The 24,698-nt window shown below is 73.4% G+C and carries 22 protein-coding genes, 2 tRNA genes and 1 pseudogene; 6 read left to right on the top strand and 19 right to left on the bottom strand.

What is annotated here, in order from left to right; all coding sequences use genetic code 11:
* Positions 1 to 128 precede the first annotated feature (128 nt).
* The 6 genes from ACIP5M_RS00750 to ACIP5M_RS00725 form a co-directional block, all read right to left on the bottom strand.
* Positions 129 to 202, bottom strand: a tRNA-Lys gene (locus tag ACIP5M_RS00750).
* 48 nt (positions 203 to 250) lie between these two features.
* Complete coding sequence (locus ACIP5M_RS00745; protein ID WP_401190455.1) at positions 251 to 907, bottom strand: response regulator; 657 nt, start codon at positions 905 to 907, stop codon at positions 251 to 253.
* Complete coding sequence (locus ACIP5M_RS00740) at positions 889 to 2,181, bottom strand: sensor histidine kinase (protein ID WP_401190453.1); 1,293 nt, start codon at positions 2,179 to 2,181, stop codon at positions 889 to 891. The genes ACIP5M_RS00745 and ACIP5M_RS00740 overlap by 19 nt, the downstream gene beginning before the upstream one ends.
* A gap of 357 nt (positions 2,182 to 2,538) precedes the next feature.
* Complete coding sequence (locus ACIP5M_RS00735; RefSeq protein WP_401190451.1) at positions 2,539 to 4,245, bottom strand: AMP-binding protein; 1,707 nt, start codon at positions 4,243 to 4,245, stop codon at positions 2,539 to 2,541.
* A 26-nt stretch (positions 4,246 to 4,271) separates the two neighbouring features.
* Entirely contained in the window at positions 4,272 to 4,883 is a 612-nt protein-coding gene (locus ACIP5M_RS00730) for a lytic polysaccharide monooxygenase (RefSeq protein WP_401190450.1), read from the bottom strand.
* Positions 4,884 to 5,050: 167 nt separating this feature from the next.
* Complete coding sequence (locus tag ACIP5M_RS00725; RefSeq protein WP_401190448.1) at positions 5,051 to 6,691, bottom strand: SPFH domain-containing protein; 1,641 nt, start codon at positions 6,689 to 6,691, stop codon at positions 5,051 to 5,053.
* A 472-nt stretch (positions 6,692 to 7,163) separates the two neighbouring features.
* Between ACIP5M_RS00725 and ACIP5M_RS00720 the strand changes: the two genes are divergently transcribed.
* The gene (locus ACIP5M_RS00720; RefSeq protein ID WP_401190446.1) at positions 7,164 to 7,286 is read left to right on the top strand and encodes a hypothetical protein; all 123 of its coding nucleotides are present in this window, start codon (positions 7,164 to 7,166) and stop codon (positions 7,284 to 7,286) included.
* Between the two features lie 613 nt (positions 7,287 to 7,899).
* Here the strand turns inward: ACIP5M_RS00720 and ACIP5M_RS00715 are convergent.
* Positions 7,900 to 9,231, bottom strand: coding sequence for a peptidoglycan-binding protein (locus ACIP5M_RS00715; RefSeq protein WP_401190444.1), 1,332 nt, complete (start codon positions 9,229 to 9,231; stop codon positions 7,900 to 7,902).
* 215 nt (positions 9,232 to 9,446) lie between these two features.
* Between ACIP5M_RS00715 and ACIP5M_RS00710 the strand changes: the two genes are divergently transcribed.
* Positions 9,447 to 9,520, top strand: a tRNA-Lys gene (locus tag ACIP5M_RS00710).
* Positions 9,521 to 9,598: 78 nt separating this feature from the next.
* Here ACIP5M_RS00710 and ACIP5M_RS00705 read toward each other — a convergent pair.
* The 6 genes and pseudogenes from ACIP5M_RS00705 to ACIP5M_RS00680 form a co-directional block, all read right to left on the bottom strand.
* Complete coding sequence (locus tag ACIP5M_RS00705; protein ID WP_401190442.1) at positions 9,599 to 10,258, bottom strand: class F sortase; 660 nt, start codon at positions 10,256 to 10,258, stop codon at positions 9,599 to 9,601.
* Entirely contained in the window at positions 10,251 to 10,865 is a 615-nt protein-coding gene (locus ACIP5M_RS00700) for a hypothetical protein (RefSeq protein WP_401190440.1), read from the bottom strand. The genes ACIP5M_RS00705 and ACIP5M_RS00700 overlap by 8 nt, the downstream gene beginning before the upstream one ends.
* 82 nt (positions 10,866 to 10,947) lie before the next feature.
* Entirely contained in the window at positions 10,948 to 11,727 is a 780-nt protein-coding gene (locus ACIP5M_RS00695; RefSeq protein ID WP_401190438.1) for an HAD-IIA family hydrolase, read from the bottom strand.
* A 445-nt stretch (positions 11,728 to 12,172) separates the two neighbouring features.
* The gene (locus ACIP5M_RS00690; RefSeq protein WP_401190436.1) at positions 12,173 to 12,874 is read right to left on the bottom strand and encodes a hypothetical protein; all 702 of its coding nucleotides are present in this window, start codon (positions 12,872 to 12,874) and stop codon (positions 12,173 to 12,175) included.
* A gap of 5 nt (positions 12,875 to 12,879) precedes the next feature.
* Positions 12,880 to 13,284 (bottom strand): annotated as a pseudogene (locus tag ACIP5M_RS00685) (FAD-dependent oxidoreductase); the annotation flags it as partial.
* Positions 13,285 to 13,409: 125 nt separating this feature from the next.
* Positions 13,410 to 14,150 (bottom strand): hypothetical protein, encoded by a 741-nt coding sequence (locus tag ACIP5M_RS00680; protein WP_401190434.1) that lies wholly within the window; start codon positions 14,148 to 14,150, stop codon positions 13,410 to 13,412.
* A 371-nt stretch (positions 14,151 to 14,521) separates the two neighbouring features.
* Between ACIP5M_RS00680 and ACIP5M_RS00675 the strand changes: the two genes are divergently transcribed.
* Both ACIP5M_RS00675 and ACIP5M_RS00670 read left to right on the top strand, forming a co-directional pair.
* The gene (locus tag ACIP5M_RS00675) at positions 14,522 to 15,040 is read left to right on the top strand and encodes a hypothetical protein (protein ID WP_401190432.1); all 519 of its coding nucleotides are present in this window, start codon (positions 14,522 to 14,524) and stop codon (positions 15,038 to 15,040) included.
* A gap of 532 nt (positions 15,041 to 15,572) precedes the next feature.
* Positions 15,573 to 16,426, top strand: a protein-coding gene (locus ACIP5M_RS00670; protein ID WP_401190430.1) for an IS5 family transposase whose coding sequence is annotated in 2 segments (ribosomal slippage) — positions 15,573 to 15,915 and positions 15,915 to 16,426 — 855 coding nt in all. Because the reading frame shifts where the segments join, the coding sequence is not laid out codon by codon here.
* Between the two features lie 473 nt (positions 16,427 to 16,899).
* Here the strand turns inward: ACIP5M_RS00670 and ACIP5M_RS00665 are convergent.
* The gene (locus tag ACIP5M_RS00665; RefSeq protein WP_401190429.1) at positions 16,900 to 18,012 is read right to left on the bottom strand and encodes an ROK family protein; all 1,113 of its coding nucleotides are present in this window, start codon (positions 18,010 to 18,012) and stop codon (positions 16,900 to 16,902) included.
* A 56-nt stretch (positions 18,013 to 18,068) separates the two neighbouring features.
* On the opposite strand from ACIP5M_RS00665, the gene ACIP5M_RS00660 reads away from it, so the two are divergent.
* The gene (locus tag ACIP5M_RS00660) at positions 18,069 to 19,193 is read left to right on the top strand and encodes a Gfo/Idh/MocA family oxidoreductase (protein ID WP_401190427.1); all 1,125 of its coding nucleotides are present in this window, start codon (positions 18,069 to 18,071) and stop codon (positions 19,191 to 19,193) included.
* Between the two features lie 139 nt (positions 19,194 to 19,332).
* Here ACIP5M_RS00660 and ACIP5M_RS00655 read toward each other — a convergent pair whose 3' ends face one another.
* The 4 genes from ACIP5M_RS00655 to ACIP5M_RS00640 form a co-directional block, all read right to left on the bottom strand.
* Positions 19,333 to 20,190: a fumarylacetoacetate hydrolase family protein gene (locus ACIP5M_RS00655; protein WP_401190425.1), complete on the bottom strand. Its 858-nt coding sequence runs from the start codon at positions 20,188 to 20,190 to the stop codon at positions 19,333 to 19,335.
* Between the two features lie 122 nt (positions 20,191 to 20,312).
* Positions 20,313 to 21,014, bottom strand: a complete 702-nt coding sequence (locus ACIP5M_RS00650; protein WP_401190424.1) for a YidC/Oxa1 family membrane protein insertase — start codon at positions 21,012 to 21,014, stop codon at positions 20,313 to 20,315.
* Positions 21,015 to 21,133: 119 nt separating this feature from the next.
* Entirely contained in the window at positions 21,134 to 21,514 is a 381-nt protein-coding gene (locus ACIP5M_RS00645; protein ID WP_401190422.1) for a DUF6412 domain-containing protein, read from the bottom strand.
* A gap of 122 nt (positions 21,515 to 21,636) precedes the next feature.
* On the bottom strand, positions 21,637 to 22,443 hold the full coding sequence (locus ACIP5M_RS00640) for a class E sortase (protein ID WP_401190421.1): 807 nt from the start codon (positions 22,441 to 22,443) through the stop codon (positions 21,637 to 21,639).
* Positions 22,444 to 22,499: 56 nt separating this feature from the next.
* On the opposite strand from ACIP5M_RS00640, the gene ACIP5M_RS00635 reads away from it, so the two are divergent.
* Positions 22,500 to 23,504 carry a tetratricopeptide repeat protein gene (locus ACIP5M_RS00635; RefSeq protein WP_401190419.1) on the top strand — a complete coding sequence of 335 codons (1,005 nt, stop codon included), beginning with the start codon at positions 22,500 to 22,502 and terminating at the stop codon, positions 23,502 to 23,504.
* Here ACIP5M_RS00635 and ACIP5M_RS00630 read toward each other — a convergent pair whose 3' ends face one another.
* On the bottom strand, positions 23,505 to 24,623 hold the full coding sequence (locus ACIP5M_RS00630) for an MrcB family domain-containing protein (protein WP_401190417.1): 1,119 nt from the start codon (positions 24,621 to 24,623) through the stop codon (positions 23,505 to 23,507). It abuts the gene before it with no gap.
* Positions 24,624 to 24,698: the final 75 nt, after the last annotated feature.

Raw genomic sequence — 24,698 nt, 5'->3', positions numbered from 1 at the left:
GCGGGACTTTGACGACACGACCTAGGGGGTTGGGGGCAACCGGGCAAGGTCCCGGAAGCCCCTGGTTGCCCGGCCCGGAAAACACTTCGGGCGGTTCCCGGTGAACCGGAAACCGCCCGAAGGACAGGTGCGCCGCCAGGGACTCGAACCCCGGACCCGCTGATTAAGAGTCAGCTGCTCTAACCAACTGAGCTAGCGGCGCCTGCTGACAGAGAAAATACTACCTGGTCCTCAGGGGTGCTCAAAACCATTACCCGCGGAGGTACGCGAGGACCGCCAGGACGCGGCGGTGGGTCTCCTCGGCCGGCGGCAGGTCCAGCTTCCCCAGGATGTTCCCGATGTGCTTGCCGACGGCCGCCTCGGTCACCACCAGCTCCCGGGCGATGGCCCCGTTGGACTTCCCCTCCGCGACCAGGCCCAGCACCTCGCGCTCGCGCGGGGTCAGGGCGGTGAGGGGGTCGCGCCGCCGGCGCAGCAGCTGGCGTACGACCTCGGGGTCCACGACAGTGCCGCCCGCGGCCACCGTGACCACCGCGTCGAGGAACTGCTCCACCTGACCGACCCGGTCCTTCAGGAGGTAGCCGACGCCGCTGCCGTCGCCCGAGTCGAGCAGGTCGGCGGCGTACGAGCGCTGCACGTACTGGCTGAGCACGAGCACCGGCAGCGCCGGGCGGGCGGCGCGGAGCTCGACCGCGGCGCGCAGGCCCTCGTCGGTGAAGCCCGGGGGCATCCGTACGTCGGTGACGACGATGTCCGGATCGTGCGAGGCGACGGCGGCGCGGAGTCCGTCGGCGTCGCCGACGGCGGCCGCCACCTGGTGGCCGAAACGTGTCAGCAGGCCGACGAGCCCTTCCCGCAGCAGCACGCTGTCCTCCGCGAGGACGACTCTCAGGGGCTCACCGGGCACGGGATCTCCAGGCTCAGGACGGTCGGCCCGCCGGGCGGGCTGGTGATCGTCAGTGTGCCATCGAGGACCGCGATCCGGTCGGCGAGTCCGGTCAGGCCGGAGCCGGCGGCCGGATCGGCGCCGCCACGGCCGTCGTCCCGTACGTCGATCAGCAGCGCGGCGCCGGTGTGCCGGGCGGCGACGGCGGCGCGGCCGGCGCCGCTGTGCTTGCCGATGTTGGCGAGCGCCTCGCAGACACCGAAGTAGGCGGCGGCCTCGACCGACTCGGGCAGGCGGGGCAGGGCGGGATCGACGGCGTCGGTGTCCACGGGGAGGGCGGACCGTTCGGCGATGTCGGCGAGGGCGCCGGGGAGCCCGTAGTCGGTGAGGACCTGGGGGTGGATGCCGTGGATCAGCTCGCGCAGCTCGGTGAGGACCCGGCCGGCTTCCTGGTGGGCGGTGGCCAGTTGGTCGGCGAGCGGGCCGGGGGGTACGTCGAGGCGGGCGAGGCCGAGGGTCATGGTGAGGGCGACGAGCCGCTGCTGGGCACCGTCGTGGAGGTCGCGCTCGATGCGGCGGCGCTCGGCCTCGAAGGCGTCGACGAGGCGGGCCCGGGAGCGGGTGACCTCGTCGAGCCGGTCCCGGAGCTCGCCTTCGCGGGGGACGAGGAGGACGCGGGCGAGGGCGGCGCGGGCGCCGGCGTAGACGGAGAGGGGGTGGAGGAGGGCGGGGAGGAGCGCCGCGCCGGCGGCGGCGCAGGCGAAGGCGGCGGGGTAGCCGGTGACCAGCCAGAGTTTGACGACCTTGACCTCGTGGTCGGCGGCGAGGGCGAGGAGGAGCGGGGTCGCGAGGAGCAGCAGCGGGAGGCCGAGGAAGGCCGCGAGGACGGTGAGGTCCACCCACCAGAGGAGAAAGCCGTGCAGGACGGCGTAGCCGAGCTCGCGCCAGGTGGCCTGCTCTCGGTAACGCAGCCGGGCCCAGGCGGCGAGGCCGGGCTCGGCGGGCGTGCGGTGGGGGGTGGGGGCGGGCTCGGTGTCCACGAGCCGCAGCCGGCGGCGCTCGACGGCGCCGGTCGGGATGCCGACGAGGCCGAGCAGCGCGAGGAGGGGCAGGCCGACGAGGACGACGCCGAGGGCGGCTCCGGCCGTGGCGAGCAGGACGAGGGCGAGCAGCACCGGGATGCCGGTCAGGGCGCTCCCGGCGAGGTAGCCGGCGGCGCGCCAGGGCTGCGCCGTGCGGAGGTGGTGGGGGGCGGGGGTCGGTGCCTGCCGGGGGCTGCGGCCGTCGTCGTCCATGCGGGCACGCTAGCCGCGGGGCTGCCGGGCCGCGATGGCCCCTGCGGGCGTCCCGGAGGTAGCCCTGGCCCTACCCCCGGGGCTCCGCCCCCGGACCCCCGCGCCTCAAACGCCGGCGGGGCTGGTTGTGGCCACTGCCCGGCCTTTCGGCGCGGCTCAAAGATCCGCCTCAAACGCCGGCGGGGCTGGATTTCCCGCAGCTGAAGGGCGGACGGGAGCAAAATCCAGCCTCGCCGGCGTTTGAGGCGCGGGGTCCGGGGCGGAGCCCCGCAGCGGCGGCACACCTGACGGCGGAGGTCGCGCACCCTCCAGCCCCGCCGGCGTTTGAGGCGCGGGGGGTTCGGGGGCAGAGCCTCCTCAGGGGGCGTTCCGACCCGTCTGGACGAGGAGGTGGCTGCGGCCGTGGGACTCGTACGTCGTGAGGAGGGTGGACAGGATGTCGGGGGTCAGGGGCTCGTAGGGGCCCGAGGGGGTGCGGTGCCAGATCGGGTCCGGGCTGGGCTGGGGGAGGAACGCCTCGCGGCGGAGGGCCGCGCGGTGGATCTTGTTGGTGGCCGTGACCGGCATGGCCCGGACCACGCGGACGTAGCGCGGGCTCATCTTCGTGCCCAGGTCGGGCTGGGCGGCCAGGAAGGACGCGAAGGAGGAGGGGGAGAAGGCTGCTCCCTCCCGGAGGGCCACGGCCGCCATCACCTGGTCGCCCGCGACCTCGTCCGGGACGGCGTACACCGCGACCGCCGCCGCGTCGGACCAGCGGGCCAGGATGTTCTCGATCACCGCGGCCGCCAGGTTCTCGCTGTCGACCCGGAGGCGGTCGTCCGTACGGCCCGCGAAGTAGAGGTACCCGTCGGCGTCCCGGAAGAAGAGGTCTCCCGTCCAGTACCAGCCCTCCCGCGTCCGCGCGGCCTCCGCCTCCGGGTTGCGCCAGTAGCCCTCGAACAGGCTGCGGCCCCGGTTGACCAGTTCGCCGATGGCCGAGGAACCGTTCAGCAGGCGGCCCTGCGCGTCGAGGACCGCGGGCGGACACTCGAGACCCGTCTCCGGGTCGATCACCGCCAGGTCGTCGCCGGCGCCCGCCCGGCCGAGGGCGCCCGGCGGGGTGTCCGGGGTGTGCTGGACCGAGGCGCCGCCCTCGGTGGCTCCGTAGCCCTCCACCAGCCGGACCCCGAACCGCTCGGTGAAGCGGGCCGCGTCGACCGCCCCGGCCTCGGTGCCGAAGCCGAGCCGCAGGGTGTGCGCGCGGTCGTCGGGGCGGGGCTCGGTGGCCAGAAGGTACTGGATCGCCCGCCCGACGTACGTGAAGTACGTGGCCCGGTAAGCCCGTACGTCGTCCAGGAACGCGGAGGCCGAGAAGCGCCGGCGCAGCGCCACCGCGGCCCCGCCGGTGAGCGCCGGTAGCCAGTCGGCGATGACCGCGTTGCCGTGGAAGAGCGGCATGCAGACGTAGTGGACGTCGTCGTGGCCCACCGAGAACCGGCGGGCCAGCGCGGAGCCCGCCGCCGCCAGCCGGCCCTGGGTACAGATGGCGGCCTTGGGCGCGCCGGTGGAGCCGGAGGTGAAGTAGAGCAGCAGCCGCGAGGCCGGGCCGGGGCCGGCCAGCACCGCCTCGCCCGGCTTGGCGGCGGCGTACGGGGCGAGCAGGGTCTCGTACTCCTCGGTGCCGGTCACCAGGATCCGTACCCCCGGCAGGTCGAGGCCGCGCAGCAGCGGGAGGTGGACGGGTTCGGTGACGAGGATCCGGCAGTCGGTGTGCAGGATGTCGCGGGCCAGCTCGGGGCCGCGCCGGGTCGGGTTGATCCCGGCGACGGCGGCCCCGGCGAGGGCCGCCGCGCCGAGCCAGAAGGGGAACTCGGGGGTGTTGTCCAGGAGCACCCCGAGGTGGGGTTCGGCCTCCGGCGGCATGAGGTCGACGAGGAGCGCGGCGCGTGCGGCGGCCTCCTGGGCGGTCCGGTGGTGGGTGAGGACGTGCCGTTCGGCGTCCCCGTACATCAGCCCGGGCCGGTGGTCGCCCCATTGGCGCGCGATGAGCTCCGCGACGGTTTCGGGTGCAGTCGTCGTCCGCATGCCGCCGGAGAGTATCTGACGTAGCGTCAGAATTGAACGTCGGAGCAAGCGTAGAAGGCGTTCGCCGTGTCGTTGATGGTCCAGACGGCCAGGATCATGTGACGGCCGGACTTCCCGCTCGGCATGGCGCCCTGGTGGACGGTGGTCATGGCGGGGCGGGCGCCGTTGTAGGCGACGGTGAGGAAGGGCTGCGGGTCGAGGTCGGCGCGGGTGAGGGCCCTGGTGCCGGTCCAGCCGTTCTTGGTGACGTAGTACTTGAAGTCGGTGGTGGAGTGGTTGGCGGTGAACTGCCACCGGAAGCCGTAGCTCTGGCCACTGGTCACCTTGGTGGTGGGCCAGGCGCCGCCGCGCGGGTCGTCGAGCTCGGCGAACTGCGGCAGGCCGGCGGAACATATCTTTCCGTCGGCGGGCCCGGCCGCCGGGAAGCCCTTGGGGCCCTCGACGCTCTGCGGCTCCCACTGGATGGAGCCGCAGTTCGACACGGTCTTGTTGGCGCAGAGCTTCTGGCGGCTGATGGGGGTGTCGGTGTATCCGTGGCTGCTCGCGGTGGGGGCGCTGAGGACGGATACGCCGGCGACGAGGCCGAGACCGAGCAGGGCTGCTCCGGCTCGTCGTCCGGGCATGCGGAGGCTACGCATGATGCTCCTTGAACGTGGGGGGAGTTCGGTGAGCGTGCGCACGCGTGGGGATACTTCAGGTCTAGACCAAGTCCCAGATTATTGACGCGAGTTGGCCGTGTCCATACCAACGGAAGAACGGGTGGTCCGGTCCTTTCCGGCCACCCGTTCCCGTGCCCCGCGCCGCCCTACTCGGCGCGTCCCGTGTAGAAGGCGACGGTGAGGTCCTTCACCAGCGCCTTGCGCTCGTAGTCGTCGAGCTCGACGAGCCCGCGCGAGGTCAGCCGGTGGACGGTGTCGTCGACGGCGTCCACGACCGAAGTCAGCACGGTGTCCCGGTGCTTGGCGTCGATCGCCGCGACGCGGCGGCGGCGCATGGCCTCGGCCACCTCGGCCGCGTACTCGATCCGGGTCGGCTGGGCCGAGAAGACCTCGATCCCGACGGCCTCGGTCTCCGCCGCCAGCATCCGGGTCAGCGCGTCGCCGACGGCCTCGGCGTCGCGCAGGGTCGGGGCGTCCTCGTGGAAGGCGTCGGCGGGAAGCTGGGACAGGACGCGGGCCATGGCCGATTCGACCTGTTCGGCCAAGTACTCCACGTGGTCCTCGACGGCCAGGGTGGCCCGGGCCGTGTCCTTGACCTGCCAGACGACCTGGACGACGACCTGGAGGGCGAGGCCGCCGGAGTCCACCGCGGGCATGGGCTCGCTGCGCCAGTGGCGCAGTCGTACGTCGACCCTGCGGCGCAGGAGGAGCGGGCTGACCCAGGTCAGGCCGGTACGGCGGACCGTGCCGCGGTAGCGGCCGAAGAGGGTGAGCACCCAGGCGTGGCCGGTACGGATGCGGCCGAGGCCGCCGAGGGCGAGGAGGGCGACGATGCCGAGGAAGGCGAGCGGGGGCCAGTGGGTGGCGCGCAGGCCGTGGTAGGCGCGGGGGCTCGCCCCGAAGGCGGCCACGATCACCGGGGGGACGACTCCGGCCCGCCAGAACACGGCCGCGCAGCCGGCGAGGGCGAGGCCGCCGACGCCGACGCCGACCCAGCCGGGCAGGACCGGGCCGCGGTGCTCCCGGAGCCGCTCGTCGCCCGGCGGCACCCGGCGGCCGGGGGCGGCCGGGCGCCGGGTGGTCCGCGGGGCGCGGGGGCCGGGGTCGGGGTCGGGGTCGGCGGGTGGGGTCGGCCGCTGCGGCTCGGCGCGGAAGGGCAGGCGCACCGGCACCTCGGTGACCGCGGAGCCCCGGTGCGGGCCGGGGGGCGCGATGTCCTCGGTGCCGCCCTCGCGTCCGGGCTTCGGCACCCGGCCCCGCTTCGGCTCGCGCCGCATCCCGCGGGTCACGGCCCGGGCGACGATCTCGGCCACGCCGGGGCCGGGCACTCCGGAGTGCGGTTGCTCCGGCTCCTTTTCGGCGGTGAGCCGGGCCTCGGGATCGGCGTGGGGGTCGGGGTCCACGTCGGGGTCCGGCTCGGTGGGCCTCTGGTCCTGGGGATGCGGGATCGCGGGCTCCCCGTCGGCGGTCCGCGGGCGCGCGACGCCCGCCGGGGCGTCGCCCGTCGCCGCCTCCTGCTCCTGCGGGTGCGGAACGTCCGCGTACGGATGCACCGCCTCGGGCCCGGTCCGGCCCCGGGCGGCCGGCAGCGCCAACGGAACCGACTGCGGCCCGGACTGCGGAGGCTCCGACCACGGCTCCGGCTCCGACCACGGCTCCGGCTCCGGGCGGACCTCCCGGGCGGGAGTCTCCACCAGGAGCGCCGCAAGCGCGCCGGCCCAGCCGGTCGAGGTCTCGGCCTCGGCCTCGGCGGCCGGTGCCGGCGCGCCGCAAGCACCCTCGGACACGCCCGGCCCGGCCTCCTCCCGGGGTGCACCGACGCCCCGCCCGGCCGCCGGCTCCCCGGCCCGGCCCGTGCCCTGAGGTGCGCCGGCAGTTCGCACCTCGGTCCCGCCCGGGCCGGTGGCCGCACCGCCGGCCGCCCGATCGGAGGCCGGCGCCGGACCGGTGCCCCGCTGAACGCGCGGCGCCGCGAACCCGAACGCGGCCGGGGCAGGGGCAGGGGCCGGGGTGACCGGCGGCGGGGCCGCGGACCGCGCCGCGGCGGGGGCAGGAGCGGTGGGCCGGTCCGGGGCCGGGACCGCTGCCGGCGCCTGCGCGGCGCATGCGTGCGGGACCGCCGGATCCGGCGAGACCCCTGCCGGGCCCGCGGGCGCGGGCGCCACGCCGGCTGCTGCGCGGTCGGGCGCGACGGCCGCAGCCGGGCCCGGCGCGGGGACCGCTGCCGGGGCCAGGTGGCCGAGCGGGGGCCGGGAGTCCGTGACGGCGGGGACAGGGGCCGAGGCCGCCCGCGCGGCCCCGGACGGCACCTCCGCCGGGGCGGCAGCCGAGGGCGCCGCCGGGGTCACGGGCTCCGGTACGGAGGCCAACGGTCCCGCATGAGGGGACTCCGGTACGGAGGTCCAGGTCATTCCCGCGGGCGCGGACGCAGGGGCCGGGGCCGAGGCCGAGGTCATTCCCCGGGGCGCGGCCTCCCGGACCGGGGCCGAGGTCGTTCCGGCGGGCCCGGCCTCCCGGATGGAGGTCAACGTCGGTCCCGCACCAGGGAACTCCGGGACGGCGGCCGAGGTCGCTGCCTGTGGCGCGCTCTCCGCGCCGGAGGCAGCGGTCAGCGCCTGGGGCGAAGCCGCCGGAACGGAGGTGAGCGTCGGTCCCGCCGACGTGGACTCCGGGACGGAGGGCGAGGTCATTCCCAGGGACATGGGTGCCGGGGTGGGAGTCGAGGTCATTCCCAGGGCCGCGGACGCCGGGGCGGGGGACGAGGTCATGCCCACCGACGCGGACGCCGGGGCGGGGGGCGAGGTCATGCCCACGGACGCGGGCGCCGGGGCGGGCGTCGAGGTCACTCCCAGGGACGTGGCCGCCGGAGTGGATGACGTCGAGGGTGTTGCCCGGGGCGCGGGCGGCGGGGTTGCCCGTCCCGGGGTCGGGGCGGGCGGGACCCGGAGGGTGCCTGTCGTCGAGGTGGTGTGCGTCGGGTACATCGTTTCCTCCGTCATGCGAAGAGCCGTCGCCAGGTTTCCGGGCCCGGGTAGCCGTCGGCCGCGGCACCGCGCCAGCCCTGGGCGCGCTGGAAGGCCTCGACGTTGCGGCGGTCGGCCTCGTTCCAGCGGGAGTCCGGACCGGATGTGTAGTGCTTGCCGAAGCCCTTCTTCACCAGCTGGCGGCCCAGGGCGGCGATGGCCGCGTGCGACCGGCCCGGGCGGAACACCCCGGGCCCCGGGTAGGCCCGTACGCCGCCCGGACCCGGTGCGCCCGCCACCGTCGGCGGGATGTCCCGGCCCTGTCGCTCCACCAGCAGCCGCCAGGTGTGGGCGCCGGGGATGCCGTCGGCCTCCGCGCCCGTCCAGCCCTGGGCCTTCTGGAAGGCCTGGGTGGCGAGCCGGTCGTGCTCGCTCCACGTCCGGTCGGCCACCCCCTTCGGGTAGAACCGGTACGCGCCGCGCTCGATCAGCATCCGGCCCAGCTGCGCGATGTGGTCGTTGGTCTGCCCCGGTCCGAACTTCGCGGCGCCCGGGAAGGCCGTCGACTCCCCCGGCTTGGGCCCCGGTGCCGGGACCTCGGGCACGATCCCGCCCGTGACCCCGTTGAACCGGTACGGGATGTACTTGCTCGCGTTGGCCCAGTAGCCGTAGGGCGTGGCCAGCTTCCGGGTGGTGGGCCGCGTCTGCTCGTAGGCGATGTAGTGCGTCTGCGTCTCGTCGACCCAGCCGCCGAAGAGGACGACGTGCGAGCCGTTGTTGGGGTCCGCCGGGTTGTGGAAGAGCAGCATGTCCCCCGGCAGCAGCTCCGCCTTGGTGATCTTGGTGGCGAACTTGTCCAGGCTGCCGGTCCACTCGTTCGTGCCGAGGTTCCAGGCCATGGAGACGTAGCCCGAGCAGTCCTGCCGGTATCCGTCCGTCCAGTACTCCGACATGCTGTACGGGACCTGCGCGTCCAGCCACAGCTTCGCCCGGTTGACGATCGTCGTCCGGTCGATCCGCTTCAGGCCGGCCGGTGCGCCGGGCTTGCCGACCGGGCCCTTGTGGGGGCCGTGCAGCGGGCCCCGGCCGCCCTGCGGGGACCCGGGGTCGTCCAGGGCGAGCGGGCCGGGAGTCGGGGTCGGGGCGGGGGTCGTCACCGCCGCCGCGGCCGCGCCGCCCCCGCTCAGGACCACCCCGGCGGCCGTGGCCAGGACCAGCGCCCGGCGGGCGCCGCGCGCGGCGGGATGGCCGCCGTCACGGAGCGGTATGGCACGGGCGCGGGCGAGGGAGCGTCGGCGCTGGGCGCACCCCCGGCACGCGCAGTCGCCCGCGGGCTCGTACTCCTCGAAAACGGGCATCGGCATCGGCACATGCCTCGGCGGCTGCATCGTCATGCGGTTCCGTCCACTCCCCTGCTCGTCCACTGGTCGGCCGCGACCACACCTGGCGGGGCGTCAGATGTTGCGCGGCCAGACATATCGTGCACGATAAACCCCCCAAACATGGGTTAATCGGACAAGGCGGGCGTGGCTGGTCATGAGCACCCGCGGAGGTGGGGTAGAGTTTTCCCTGTCAGCAAGCGCCGCTAGCTCAGTTGGTTAGAGCAGCTGACTCTTAATCAGCGGGTCCGGGGTTCGAGTCCCTGGCGGCGCACAGACGGAGGAAGCCCCTCGCAGCGAAAGCTGTGAGGGGCTTCTTCGTTGCTGCCGGACTTCCGCCGAACGGCGGTGCCTACGCCGCCGTTCCCGGGCGGACGCCCGCCCCCGTCAGATAGGCGGAGACCACTACGTTCGCCGTGTATTCCTTGGCCCGCTTGTCATAGGAACCCCCGCAGGTCACCAGCCTCAGCTCGGCCCGGCCCTCGACCCGCTGGCCGTACGCCTTGTGCGGGTCGAAGCCCGCCCGCTCGTAGACCCGTACGTCCTCGATGGTGAACTCGGCCACGGAACCGTCCGTGCGCACCACCCGCACCTTGTCGCCCGGCTGCGCCGAGCTCAGCCCGTAGAACACCGCCGGCTTGGACTTGGTGTCCACGTGCCCGACCATCAGCGCGGTCCCGGCGGCGCCCGGCACGGTGCCGTTGCCCCACCAGCCCACGGTGCCCGGGCTGTCGTACGGGGGCGGTTCGATCGCACCGTCGGAGTCCAGGCCCCGGGAGATCACCGGGGCCTGGATGCCTATGGAGGGCACGTCGACGCGCTGGGGCAGGACCACGCGGAGGGGGGCGTGCGCGGCCGGCAGGCCCCGGCCCACCGACCCGCCGGCCTGACCGGCGAGGGGGGCCGGGACCCCCGTGAGCTGGCGGCCCCAGAGCCACAGGCCCAGCACCAGCACCGACCAGGCCGCGAGGGTCAGCAGCCGGCCGCCGCCGGAGGCCCTGCTCTCAGTCACCGTTTCGGCGGCGGCGCAGGGTCAGCGCCCGGCCCGCGACCGCCAGCGTGGCTGCGGCGGCCAGGACGGCGCCGATCACGGTGTGCGGCAGACCCGGTCCGTCACCCCCGTGCTCCTTCTTGGCCGCCGCGGCGGCCTGGGAGTTCTGCCGGAGTTCGGCGGCCATGCCACCGCCCCCCGCGTGGACCGGCCAGACGGGCGACGCGTGGTGGCTCGGGCGGTGGTGGCCGATCTCGATGGAGCCGCTGACCTTGTCGTGGCCGTCGCAGGACACCCGGATGGAGTGCCGGCCCGGCTCGACGTGCGAGCTGATCACCGCCTCGCCGTAGAGCGGGCTGTGGTCGCCGCTGCGGCCGAACAGCTCCACGTCCGTCGCGAAGACGGATGACTTGGCCGTGCCCCTCGTACCGTCACAGCCGTGGACGCGCAGCTTGACCTGCGCCCCCGGGTGGGCCGGGTCCGGATCGACCGAGATGCTGCCGCGATCGCCGCCGCTCCCCCAGCGGTCCTCCTCGCCCGCGAGGGCGGTGGGCGTTGCCACGGCGGTCAATGCCGTCACGGCGACGGCCACCCCGGTGACACGGAGCGCGAACAGAACACTGCGCATGGTGAACCTCCTCAACAAGGAGATTCACGCGCGCCACGCCGCTCCGCATCCGGAGCGGCGCCGTACGTGTCAGCCGTACGCGTTACACGAGGTCCACCAGGTCGGCGATCGAGGCGACCGTCCTGGTCGGCCGGTACGGGAACTTCTCGGTGTCCGCCGCCGTGGTCAGGCCGGTCAGGACGAGGAAGGTCTGCATGCCCGCCTCCAGGCCCGCGAGGACGTCGGTGTCCATCCGGTCGCCGATCATCGCGCTGGTCTCGGAGTGCGCGCCGATCGCGTTCAGCCCGGTCCGCATCATCAGGGGGTTCGGCTTGCCGGCGAAGTACGGCATCTTGCCGGTGGCCTTGGTGATCAGCGCGGCGACCGCGCCGGTGGCCGGGAGCGGGCCCTCGGTGGAGGGGCCGGTCTCGTCGGGGTTGGTGCAGATGAAGCGGGCGCCCGCGTTGATCAGGCGGACCGCCTTGGTCATGGCCTCGAAGCTGTAGGTGCGGGTCTCGCCCAGGACCACGTAGTCGGGCTCGTGGTCGGTCAGGACGTAGCCGATGTCGTGCAGCGCGGTGGTCAGGCCGGCCTCGCCGATGACGTAGGCCGTGCCGCCCGGGCGCTGGTCGTCGAGGAACTTGGCGGTGGCGAGCGCGGAGGTCCAGATGTTCTCGACGGGGACGTCGAGGCCCATGCGGCTGAGGCGGGCCTGGAGGTCGCGGGGGGTGTAGATGGAGTTGTTGGTCAGCACCAGGAAGGGCTTGCCGGATTCGCGCAGCCGCTTGATGAAGGTATCGGCGCCGGGGATCGGCGTGCCCTCGTGGATGAGGACCCCGTCCATGTCGGTGAGCCAGGATTCGATCGGCTTGCGCTCTGCCACTGGACTGTTCTCCGCTCTCGGTGGCGTGGGACCTGACCGGCGGCCCGTGGTCCGGGACCTGTGACCTGCGGTCTGTGACGTCTGGTCTGTACCACCCTATCGGGGCCGGGCGGCGGACGCCGGGGGCGTCCACAGCCCGGACCGGGAGGGCGGGGATCAGCCCAGCCGGACGGTGTCGACGGTCCAGTACCAGCGGTTGTCGCCGCTGTAGCGGAAGCGGATCTGGATGTCCGTGGCGCCCGCCGGGATCCGTCCCACTCGTCGGAGTCGGCGACGGCGAAGACGTCACGGGAGCGGACGTTCGGCTCCCGCCACTGGTCGCGCTGCGTCCGGCTCCAGAACTCGTCGGTGGGGAAGGCCCATCCGGCCCGCTCGGTGACACCGCCCGTGCCCCTCCCGGAGTTGTCCACGGACCGGTCGGCGGGCGGGGTGTGCGTGAAGCCCTTCACCCCCGACGGGATGCCCGTCTCGTCCACGCGGGCCCGGAGGCTGGGGCGCAGGCCGTCGAAGGCGTCGCGTCGTCCGGGGCGTTCAGCGGGACGCCGTCCAGCCCGGTCGTGGGGACGCCGACCTGCTGGAGCGCGGTCGCCGCCACGTCGACGAGCCGTACGTCGTCCCGTACCGAACCGGCGGGAAAGCCCGCGCCCTTGGCGATGACGAAGGTGCCGCGCTCCTGGATGGTGGAGCCGCCGTGGCCGCCCGCGTCGGTGTGGCCGTGGTCGGTGGTGACCAGGATCGTCCAGTTCTCCCGGGCGTAGGCCGGTCGGTTGTGGACGGCCGTGAGCGGTTGGCCGATGAGCGTGTCCACGCGGCCGATGGCATTCAGGTACTCCTGGCTCGCGGCGCCGGAGGTGTGGCCGGCGTGGAGGACGTCCGCCACGATGCCCGCTCCGGCGCGGCGGCCACTGAGCATGTCGTACGCCGTGTCGCCGGCCACCACGAGGCCGCATACGTCGGGCACGGCGCCGGTGCGCAGGAAAGCGGCCAGGACCATGTCGGTGCGGCCGTCGGCGCGGAGTTCCTCGATGGTGGCGCGGGCGCCGGGGACCGGGGCGATGAGGCCGCCGTCGGCGACGGTGGTGCCGGCCATGTCGAGGACGATCAGCCGGCTCGCCGGTGCGGCGGCGGTGGTGGCCGTGGTGGTCATGTCGCTCACCAGCCCAGTTCGTTCGCGGTGGTCTCGGCAAGGGCGGGCGAACAGGTCATGCCTCGGCCGCCGGGTCCGGTCATCAGCCGTACGCCGTCGGCCACTTGCCGGCGGTGGACGACGCGGGTGGGGTCGGTGCCCTGCGCGTACACGCCCGCCCGGCGGTGCCGGATCTTCGGCGGGGGGCGGCCCAGGAAAAACTCGACCGCCTCGGTGAAGTGGTCGTAGGGGTCTTCGAGGGTGTCGAACGCGAAGGGGTGCTCGTACTCGTGGGTGTCGCCGATGGTCGGTCCGCCGTCCTGGCGCTGGACCATGAGCAGCTGCATCCTGTGGGCGGCTGCGGTCGGGGCCTACGCCTGCCCGGTGTTGAGCTCGTCGAGGGCGGCGGACCGGTAAGCGGGGTAGTAGCGGGAGTCGCCGCGCAGGGCCGGGTCGATCTTCCGCGCCCGGGCGGCGGTGACCAGTTCGTAGCCGCGGGCGGCGGTGTCGGGGCGGGGCCGCGTGTACGGGCCGCTTCGCGCGTGCCCGTACGGGATCAGGGCGCGGGTCGGCGCAGCCGCCGGGCCCCCAGCAGGAGTCCGCCGCCGGCGGCGAGGGCGGCCAGCGCCCCTGCGCCGTACGCCCGTTCGCCCGGGCCGGTGTGGGCGAGGGAGCCGGCCTCGCCGGGGTCCTCGGGGCCTTCGACGGAGAACCGGTAGCCGCCGGCCTCGCCGATCCAGTCGCCGTCGTCGCCCTTGCGCTGGACGAGGGCGGCGTCCGCGAGGACCTCGCCGGTGGGGGCGTCGGGCGCGAAGGAGAGGCCGACCTTGACGGTCAGCGATCCGCCGGGGCCGACGGTGAAGCCGGGGAAGGCGTCGCCGCCGTCGAAGACGGCGATGATCTCGTCGCGGTCGGTCCGCTCCAGGCTGACGGGGAGGGTGCCGCTCGGGGCCTCGAACTCCATCCGCAGGTGGGCGGGGCGCAGGGCGCGGGTCTTGTCGGTGAGGACGACGACGGGGTGGATGGCGGTGCAGGTGGAGTCGGTGGTGTTGGTCAGGTCCAGGTACCAGGTCTGCGGCTCGCCGCCGGTGCGGTACACGGCCGGGCCTCCGCGGATGCGGGCCCCGATGGGGAAGGCGGTGCTCTTCCCGTCTCCGCAGGTGGCCTGGGCGCGGGACGGCAGCGCGGGCGCGGGGCGGGCACCGCCCCCGGCCCCGATGTCCGCCGCCGCGGTGGGGGCGGTGGCGGCGGCGGCCACGAGTACGGCGGTGAGGGCAAGGGCTTTGCGCAGTCGCATGGAAGACCTTCGCTGCTCGCCGGACGGGATGATGGTCGGACGAGGTGACAATCACCCCGGCCCTGCCCGCACGGTGACACGCCCGCACGACCCGGAACCGCCCGCCGCGCCCGACCTGCTCCGGTTTACGCCCGAACGGCCGACGAGGTCAAACCGCCCACCCCGACGGCGCGGAGCCGGGGGCGCGGAGCCGGGGGCGCGGGCGCCTCGGGGGCACCTGAGCCGCGGGGCTCGCCCCACACCCCGCGCATCCCGCGCCGGCGGGTTGAGCCCGCGAAGCCGACGCGCACTCTTTGGGGGGCTACTCGGGGGTGTCAGTGGGGCAGGGCATGATCCGGCGAATGAGTTACACACGGTGGACTTTGGATCGCATGTTTGTCTCGTACCGCCAGTACTACCTACAGGGCGACGACTTCCTCACTGATTACGACGACACCGACACCGTCGGGCGGATCTTCGAGGGCAACAGCCTGGCGGCCGGAGGCCCTGAACACCTCACGGTGTTCGCCGGCACGCACACCGGCTGGATCCGCCTCACGACCGAGCAGTGCGCAGAGGAACCTCCTTCGCCGGGGCCGGAGTGGGCAACCGCGGTGGACGTGAGTATCTACAGCACGAGCGGAAATCTGCGGCTGTTCCGGTGGGGTGGGGATGTGGAGGAGGCGGCGGGGAACTTCGCGACTGCCGGCGAGGGCTGGTATCGAGTCCGGGTTCAGGCACGCGGACGAGATGAGGGTGAGGGGCATGGGGGCGACGATCCGGTTGAGGAGCATTCCTTGAGCGTGTGGCCTGCGCCGCCGCAGCCCGATGTCGTGCACCGTGCCGACGATGCCTTCGCCCGCGCCACCTATGACCCCACCCGGCCCCCGGCAGAGCCCATTCAACCGTGAGCGCGTTCGCCTACGGGCTCCTGATTTCCGTATCCGGCGGCCCCCCGGCGCGGCTCGCCATGAGGCGTTTCCGGAGCTTGCCGTCGGGAGCGCCGGGCGCCATCAGCCTCGGCGGCCTTTGAGGCACGGGGTCCGGGGCGGGGCCCCAAGTCCTCCCCCACACCCCCAGCCCCAACCGCGCCGGGCGCGACCAGCCTCGCCCGCCTCTCAGGCACGGGGCCCGGGGCGGGGCCCCCGGTCCTTCCCCACCCCCGGCCGTAGGCTGGCGTGGCGAAGGACTTGGGGCCCCTGCCCCCCATCACCAACAGCGGACTGCCGCCCCTCGCCAGCATCGCCACCGCCCTACGCGAAGACCGGTACGCGGTCGCCCAGGGGATCACCAGCCCCTACGACTCCGGAGTCAACGAGGGTCGCATCACCGACGTCAACCCCAACCGCGCCGGGCGCCATCAGCCTCGCCGGCCTTCGAGGCACGGGTCCAGGGCGGAGCCCTAGGGCGTGTCCGCAAAGTGGGTTGGTCGTTACGCCGTTCGTGGTGCGACGTCATGAACTGACTGATCAGGCGTGGGCGGTGATCGAGCCGCTCGTGGCCCCGTCCCGGATGGGTCGTCCGGTGCGGGACCGTCGGCAGGTCCTCAACGGGATCCTGTGGAAGCTGTCCACAGGTGCGGCCTGGCGGGACCTGCCCGAGCGGTATGGACCGTGGAAGACCGTCTACGAACGGTTCCGCCGCTGGTCAGCGGACGGTACCTGGGACCGGCTCCTGTCCCACGTCCAGCAGCACTCGGACGCGGTCGGCGAGGTCGACTGGTCGATCGTGTGTGTCGACTCGACGATCGTGCGGGCCCACCAGCATGCGGCCGGGGCCCGAAAAGGGGGCCCTGGACCGGTGAAGCTCTCGGACGCTCCCGCGGCGGGCTGAGCACGAAGATCCACCTGGCCTGCGACGGCCAGGGACGCCCTCTCGCGTTCACGGTCACCGGCGGGAACGTCAACGACTGCAGCCAGTTCGAGCCCGTGATGGCCCGCATCCGCATCAAGCGCCGAGGGCCCGGCCGGCCCCGCACCCGTCCGGTCCGGGTGGTCGCCGACAAGGGCTACTCGTCGCGGAAGATCCGCGCCTACCTCCGCAGGCGCGCCATCGCCTGCACCATCCCCGAACGCGTCGACCAGATCAGCGGACGCCTGCGACGCGGTGAGAGCCTGTGCCGCCTCGACCGTGGCGTCTACCGGCGCCGCAACGTCGTCGAACGCTGCTTCAACAAGCTCAAGCAGAACAAAGCCCTCGCCACCCGCTACGACAAACGCGCCCGCCACTACAAAGCCCTGGTCACCCTCGCATGCCTGCGGCTATGGCTCCCAGCAGACATTGCGGACAGGCCCTAGGTCCTGCCCCACACCCCGGCCCCGCCCGCGCCGGGCGCCACCAGCCTCGCCGGCGTTTGAGGCGCGGGGTCCGGGGCGGAGCCCCGGGTCCTTCCCGGGGCCGGCTCCTTGCTGCCTCGTCGGCCTCTGAGTCACGGGGTCCAGGGCGGAGCCCCAAGTCCTCCCCACACCCAGCCCCAACCGCGCCGGGCGCCGCCAGCCTCGCCGGCGTTTGAGGCGCGGGGTCTGGGGCGGAGCCCCAGGTCCTTCCCCGCGCCCGCTCCTTGCTGCCTCGTCGGCCTTTGAGGCGCGGGGTCCAGGGCAGAGCCCCGGGTCCTCCCCCACACCCAGCCCCAACCGCACCGGGCGCCACCAGCCTCGCCGGCGTTTGAGGCGCGGGGCCCGGGGCGGGGCCCCAGGTCCTTCCCGGGGCCGGGTCCTTGCTGCCTCGTCGGCGTGTCGGGCGCGGGGGCCGCCTCCGGCGGCGGGGGTCGTTAGGACGCTCGGCCGAAGAAGGGGGCGAGGGCCAGTTCCGCCGCGCCCTCGGCTACGCCCCGTACGGCCAGGCCCACGGCCGCCGGTTTTGCGGTCAGCGCCCGCGCGGCCAGTACCGCCCGTACGCCCTGCACGAAGACCTCCGGGGCCGCGCCCACCACGCGGCCGCCCAGCAGGACCTGGTCCACGTCCAGGAGCGCGACCAGGTTGGCCGCCCCCTCGCCGAGGATCCGGGCCGCCTCCGCCAGGTCCCCCCGGGCCACCGCCTCCAGGCACAGCACCTCCGCGCACCCCCGCCCCCCGCACCGGCACGGCGGCCCGTCCAGCCGGAGCACCTGGTGCCCGAACTCCCCCGCCCCCGACCGCATCCCCCGGTACACCTCGCCCCCCAGTCGCAGGCCGGCGCCGAGCCCGGTGCCGACGTGGAGGTACACCGAGGTGGAGGCCGGCGCGGAGGAGTCCTGCGGCGCCGCCGCGGCGGCGTTGGTGTCCTTGTCCAGCAGCACCGGCGCCCCCAGCCGCCCCGCCAGCACCTCCCGCAACGGGAAGCCCTCCCATCGCGGGAACCCCGTCACCCGGCCCATCACCCCGGTCCGGTGGTCCAGCGGCCCCGGCGCCGCCACCCCCACGCCCAGCGGCGCGGGCCCGGCCGGATCGGATACCCGCGCGACCTCCCGTACGACGGCCTCCACCACCGCCTCCGGCCCCGCCCCGAAGTCCAGCGGCCCGCCGCTCTCGGCGACGACCCCGCCCGCGAGGTCCACCCGTACCGCCCGCAGTTCGTCGCGGTCCGCGTGCACGCCCACCACATGCCCCGCCTGCGGTACCAGCCGGAGCAGGGTGCGCGGCTTGCCGCCGGTGGACGGGGCCCTGCCGGCCTCCGCGACCAGCCCCTCCGCGACCAGCCGCGCCGCGATCTTGCTGACGGCCTGCGGGGTGAGACCCGTACGGGCGGCGAGTTCGCTGCGGCCCAGGCCCGTGGGCCCGGCCCCGCGCAGCAGGCCCAGCAGCAGCGCCTCGTTGTGCCCGCGCAGCACCGGCAGGTTCACGCCACCGCCGCCACCGACACCGCCCGCGCCGATGCCCCGCCAATCCCCGCTACCCCTGTTCACCTGCCCATTGTCCACTCTCCTTGCACTTCGGCAACACTGTTGCCAAAGTGGCCGGTATGAACCCCTCCGGCTCCGCCTCCACCCCCGCCCCTCCCCTCCGCGTCGGCCTCATCGGCTACGGACTCGCCGGTTCCGTCTTCCACGCCCCCCTCGTGGCCGCCACCGACGGACTCGTCCTCGACACCGTCGTCACCTCCGACCCCGGCCGGCAGGCCCAGGCCCGCACCGAGTTCCCCGACGTCCGCATCGCCGCGTCCGCCGACGAGCTGTGGGAGGCGAAGGACGGCGACACCCTCGACCTCGTCGTGATCGCCTCTCCTAACAGGACCCACGTCCCGCTGGCCACCACCGCCCTCACCGCCGGCATCCCCGTGGTCGTGGACAAGCCGCTCGCCGCCACGGCCGCGGAGGCCCGCGGACTCGCCGCCCTCTCCGAGCGGACCGGAACCTTCCTGTCCGTGTTCCAGAACCGCCGCTGGGACAACGACTTCCTCACCCTCCGCCGCCTCCTCGCCGGCGGAGAACTCGGCGACATCCAGCGCTTCGAGTCCCGCTTCGAGCGCTGGCGCCCCCAGCTCAAGGGCGGCTGGCGCGAGTCGGGCGCCCCCGAGGAGATCGGCGGTCTGCTCTACGACCTCGGGAGCCACGTCGTCGACCAGGCGCTGGTGCTGTTCGGCCCGGCCGTACGGGTCTACGCGGAGACCGACCTGCGCCGCCCCGGCGCCGAGGCCGACGACGACACCTTCCTCGCCGTCACCCACGCGAACGGCGTCCGCTCCCACCTCTACGTCAGCGCCACCACCGCCCAGCTCGGTCCGCGCTTCCGCGTCCTGGGCTCACGGGCCGGCTACGTGAAGTACGGCCTCGACCCGCAGGAGGTCGCCCTGCGCGAGGGGCTGCGGCCCGGGCAGGACGCGCCCTGGGGCGAGGAACCCGAGCACCTCTGGGGGCAGCTGGGCTCCGGCGAGTCCCCGCTGACCGGCGGCGGGACCCCGGTGCGGACGGTGCCGGGCGACTATCCGGCGTACTACGCGGCGGTGGCCGCCGCCCTGCGCGGGGGCGGGCCGGCTCCGGTCACCGCGTACGAGGCCGCGCACTGCCTCGACGTACTGGAGGCGGCCCGCGTCTCGTCCCGGGACGGGGTGGTCGTGGAGATCCCCGCCGCACCGGCCGCTTCGTAGCGGCAGGCCCCCAGGGAGGTGCCGGGAAGGGAGACGGGACGACGGCGAGGGGCCGGCTCCGGCGGAGGCGCGGCGGCCCGCACGCGCGCGAAGGGGCGGAGCCGCCACCGGCGGCCCCGCCCCTTCCCTCGTGCTCGCGTTACGCGCTCTTGAACTCCTGGCGCTGCTGGCCCAGGCCCTCGATCTCCAGCTCCACGACGTCACCGGCCCGCAGGTACGGCTTCGGCTCCGGCTGGCCCATCGCCACGCCACCCGGCGTACCGGTGACGATGACGTCGCCCGGGTACAGGGTCATGAACTGGCTCAGGTACCGGACGACCTCGCCGACCGGGAAGATCTGGTCCGCGGTGTTGCCGTCCTGCTTGAGCTCACCGTTGACCCAGAGCTTCACGTCCAGGACCTGCGGGTCCGGGATCTCGTCGGCGGTGGCCAGCCACGGGCCGAGGGGGGTGAAGGTCTCGCAGTTCTTGCCCTTGTCCCACGTGCCGCCGCGCTCGATCTGGAACTCGCGCTCCGAGACGTCGTTGACCAGCACATACCCGCCGACGTGCGCGAGGCCCTCCTCGGCGGAGCCGAGGTAGCGGGCGGTGCTGCCGATGACGACGCCGAGCTCGGCCTCCCAGTCGGTCTTCACGCTGCCGCGCGGGATCAGCACCGTGTCGTCCGGGCCGACCACGGTGTCCGCGGCCTTCAGGAAGAGGATCGGCTCGGCCGGCGGCTCCGCGCCGATCTCGGCCGCGTGCCCGAAGTAGTTCAGCCCGATGCCCACGATCTTGCCGATACGGCCGACCGGCGACCCGATGCGCAGCCCTTCGGCGTCGAGTACCGGGAGCTCGCCCGCTTCGGCCGCTTCCCGTACCCGGGACAGCACGGAGTCGTCGGCGAGCAGGGCGCCGTCCACATCCGTGATCAGGCCGGACAGGTCACGCAGGGTCCCGTCCTGGTCGAGCAGCGCGGGGCGCTCCGACCCGACCGGTCCGACACGCAGCAGCTTCATGGGCATTCTCCCGTGGTCGAGGGTGGTCGGCCCATGGGCATGCCCCGGGCCGGCCGATGGGTTGCGGCCATCGGAGGATTGGTGAATCCTCCAAGAAGTCCGGACAATCCGCAAGACCCTGTTCACAGGCTGGAACGCGCAGCTCCGGCACCACCCGCCCGGCGCTGCAGCCAGGCGCGCTCCGCCACCGACCACGCCGTGGTGGTCAGCAGATAGAGCCCGGCGGCCAGCGGCACCACGGCAGCGGTGATCAGCGTGCCGAACGACAGCAGGGGCAGTACGCCGCCCAGCTTGCGCATGGCCGCCTGCTGCTCGGCGCTCAGCGCGGGCGGCGCCCCGGCCGTCCCCCGGCCCGCGGCCTTGCGGGCGGTACCCCGCCCGACGGTGGGGACGACGGCGGGTACGGGCGCGGGCACGGGCGCGGCCGCAGCGGCCCGCCGGCCCCGGACCGCGCTCCAGGCCGCCACGACGCCGATGGCCGCGAACAGCCCGAGGAACACCAGCCCCTGCGCCCCGAACAGGCCGCCTTCCCCGAGCACCTCGGTCCACCGCGCTCCGAGCGGCGCGCCGAACAGGCGGTGGCTCAGCAGCTCGTCCGCGGAGGAGAAGGCCCGGTACATCAGGAAGAACACCGGCAGCTGCAGCAGCACGGGCAGGCAGCCCGCCACCGGCGTCGCGCCGCGGAAGGCCGCGCGGCTCAGGGGGTGCAGCGCGAGCCGTACGAGCACGGTGAACAGCACGATCGCGGCAGCGGTCGCGGACTCGGCCAGCACCGGCTCCAGGAACCGGCCCAGCTCGACAACAAGATGGGTGAAAACGGACACGTGGGCCCTCCGAGGGGTCTCGTCGAACGTCGAAAGAGATGCATTTCGGCGTGACGACCCGCGAGGGGCGACAACAGTGATCAGTCAGTGCAGCAGAAGGCGAGGTGTACTGCGCGCCCCTACGCGGCCGTCAGGACGAGACGGCCGGGCGCCCTGGGCCGCGACCGGCCCGAGGCATCGGGATCGCGCTGCGGCAGGAAGGCCGTGCGCTGCTCGCGATCGCGGATGGCGGTGCGTATTCGGTGCGGCGGCACGGGCCGCACCAGCCGCGCGGCCGCGGCCAGGGCCTCGGTCCCCACGGAGACGGCGGCGACGGCGGCCGCGAGGGCGACCACCACGGCGCCCGGCCCGCTCTCCCCGGCGAACAGGCCGAGGGCTCCCCCGAGCAGGACCAGCGGCAGCAGCACGACCGCCCCGCCACCCAGGGCGCGCGAGAACAGCGACGAGAGCAGGGAGGAGAACAGCGAGCGACGCCGCTCACCACGTGCTGACCGAGCCATTCGGACCTCCCCCTTCCTCTCCCGCGCACCAAATCCCGTACGAGATGCGGGTCCTCGTGATCGAACTCGTCATCGATACTAACCGCGCCCACTGACAACGGACCCCCGGCACAGACGGTGGCCTAGGAGAGCAGCGTGCCCCAGACCACGAGACGGTACTTGGAGGTGTACTCGGGCGTGCAGGTGGTGAGCGTGATGTACGCGCCGGGCTCGCCGTACCCGTAGTCCGGCTTCACGACGCTCCGCGGCACGGGCGCGATGACCCCGGTGTCCCGCTCCGTCGTCTCGCTCAGGACCTTCCCCACCACGTAGGTGTACCGGCGCCCCTTCACGTCGACGATCAGCCGGTCCCCCTCCCGCAGCCGGTTGATGTAGCGGAACGGCTCCCCGTGGGTGTTGCGGTGCCCGGCCAGCGCGAAGTTCCCCCGCTCACCCGGCCGGGCGGTCCCGGGGTACTGGCCGGCGTAGCCCTTGTCGAGCACGCTGCGCTTGTCCACCCCCTGCGCCACGGGCACCGCCAGCCCGAGGCGCGGGATGCGCAGCACGGCGTAGGCCCGCTCCTGAACGGCGGCCGACGGGGACCCTCCGCCCGACGGCACGACGGAAGGACTGACAGGACGCGCATCGGAGGGGGAAGAACCGGAAACGGAAGAAGAAGGGGAAGGCGAAGGAGAATGGGAGGAAGAGGCGGAAGAGGCGGAGGAGGACGGCGAGGAATCCCCCCACTCACTCTCCAGGGCCTGGACCTGCTCCCGCGCGGCGGCCACGGCCTGCCGATTCGTCCACCACACCTGGTGCACCACCAGCAACGCCACCACCACACCCGCCGTGGTGATCACCTCGGCGCACGCCCACAGCACACCCGCGAGACCGGCCCGGCGCACCCGCCGGCCGCTCCCGTGCACCACCACAGGTATGCGATCTCGCACGGGCGGCACCTTAAGTCCTCCCCCGTCAACTGACCAGCAGCAGTACGGTGTAAACCATGCGCCCCGACACGCCTGCCGAGCACATCGCCGAAGCCGAGCGCCTCATCCGCACGGCGACCCGCTACCCCGAGGACCAGGAGCCCTTGCTCCTCCAGGCCGCGGCCCACCTCGAACTGGCCGACGAACGCGATCGGGCGAGCGCCCTCTACGACCGGCTGCTCTCGGCCTCCCCCGCCAACCCGTACCTGATCAAGGCCCTCCAGGCGGCGAACCTGTGGGAGTACGGCCACGAGCCGGAGGCCCGCGCCCTGATCTCGGGCATCCGTGCCGCCGCGCCCAGGGACCCGGCTCCGTGGGAGGTCATCGCGGAAACGCTGGAGACCCATGACGAGTTGGAGGCCGCCCACGACTGCTTCACCGAAGCCGCGAGCCTCCTCATCACCGAGGACGAGCCCCTCACGGCCGCCACCACCGCCCTGCTGACGGGCCGCCACCGGGTCCGCCGCCTCCTCGGACGGCCGCACGACGACTGGGACATGGTCGCGGACACCCGCCACATCGGCCCGATCCCGCTCGACGAACTCCACGACCCGAAGCGCATCTGGGCCCTGGGCTCCGACGACCCCTCCGAACTCCGCGCCGAGATCGCCCGCCTCCGCGCCGAACTGGGCGACCGCCGCGCCGCCCTCTCCCGCCCCTTCCCGGTGGCGATCCTCCACTGGCCCGCGCGCGAACTGGCCGAACTGCTCACCTCGTACCCGACCCTGGCCGCGGACTACCCCTCCCATGAGGCCCACCTGCGGGACATCGAAACCTCCCTCCGCGCCCTGGCCGCCTCGGGCACCACGAACCTCGGCATCGTCACCGCGAGCGTCCCCTCGTACGAGGCTTTCGCCGCCTCGGAGAAGACCTCCCCGGCCTCCCCGTCCCTCCTGGCCGAATACGCCACCACCCTGGCGGCCCGAGGCAAAGCCACCCCTTGGCCCCCCACCCCCACGGCCCCGTGCTGGTGCACGTCGGGCAAGCCGTACAACGAGTGCCACGGAGCGCCTACCGCTTGATCAATCGATCATGCCCCAGGCGGCAGCGGTGCTCGTCCCGCCCCAACCACCACCGTTCTGCCACATCGCGGCGATCCCTTGGTCCTCGAGGTAGGCGGCGTATACGCCGATTTCCTCGGAGAACAGGCCCATGAGGTGGGGAGCAGCAAGCCGCTGCTCTCGATAGAGGAAGTAGCTGTACTCGCGAAGCTGTCCTACGGCTTCGCGTACAGCTGTGGCCGCGTCCCCCCGCCTGATGACTTTGACCTCTACGAGCCACTCCGGGGCACCCTCGCCCGTACCGTCACTCTGCCGGAGAATCAGATCCTTGGGATGGATGCGCAGGTTCGTCGGTGTGAAGTCGCGAGTCACGATGTACGCGCCGAAGTCTCTGATCAGCGTCTCGTGCTTCTGGCTCTTCACCTGCTGCTGGGCAGCGATGTTCGCCACATACCCGCTGCTATTGCGGGGCTTGAACCCAGCCAACGCCGTCGTCGCACGCCTCCCCACCCCCTGCCGGGAATCCGAAAGCTCTCGATCGTCTTGATCTTCATCCCTGGCAGCACGCCAAGCAGCGTCAGCGGCAGCAGCGCGCTGCAGAAGGCTTTCTGCCACTCGCAGGTCCTGCCGGAGCTGCCCCTCCGCCGGTAGGTCGCTCGTCTCGTAGCGGCGAGCCACGACGCTCGCCGCTTCATACGACTCGGGGCGTTCGCCACGACCAAACACCGGACGATGGTTCCACTGCTCGGCCAGGCTTGCCGGAAGCGCCCCGAACAGCCTCTCAGCATGCCGTTCAAGATGCGTGCGGAAAGCTTTCTGCTCTTTGAGCTTTTCTCTCAGCTCAGTGACCCCCTGCTGGAGGGTCAGCGTCACGGACTTGAGATCCGTACTGAAAATGTAGGCAAGGTACAGCCCCGCCTTCGGATCGGTATTGATCTCTGGGTCAAAGATCCCGATCCACGGCGCACTGGCCGCGGTTCCCTTACCGCCGAATCCGGCCACTTCCCAGCCCTCCCGCACCCCCAGGTCGGTACGGCTGGAGACTGCTCGAAGAACCTTCTGGCCAGGTACACCTGCACCCGTGCCGGCCTTCTGCTCGTAAGTCTGCGCTACCTCAAGAAGCAAATCCCGCATCGTCATGGACCGACGCTACGTAGAGATCAACACCTGTCCATACCTGCCGAGTATTTTTGGCCCATACCTGGCTCGATCTTG

The sequence above is a fragment of the Streptomyces sp. NPDC088762 genome, assembly GCF_044750905.1.
GTDB lineage: Bacteria > Actinomycetota > Actinomycetes > Streptomycetales > Streptomycetaceae > Streptomyces.
Note: the sequence above shows the minus strand (reverse complement) of the source record. Positions and strands in the feature narration are given on the sequence as shown.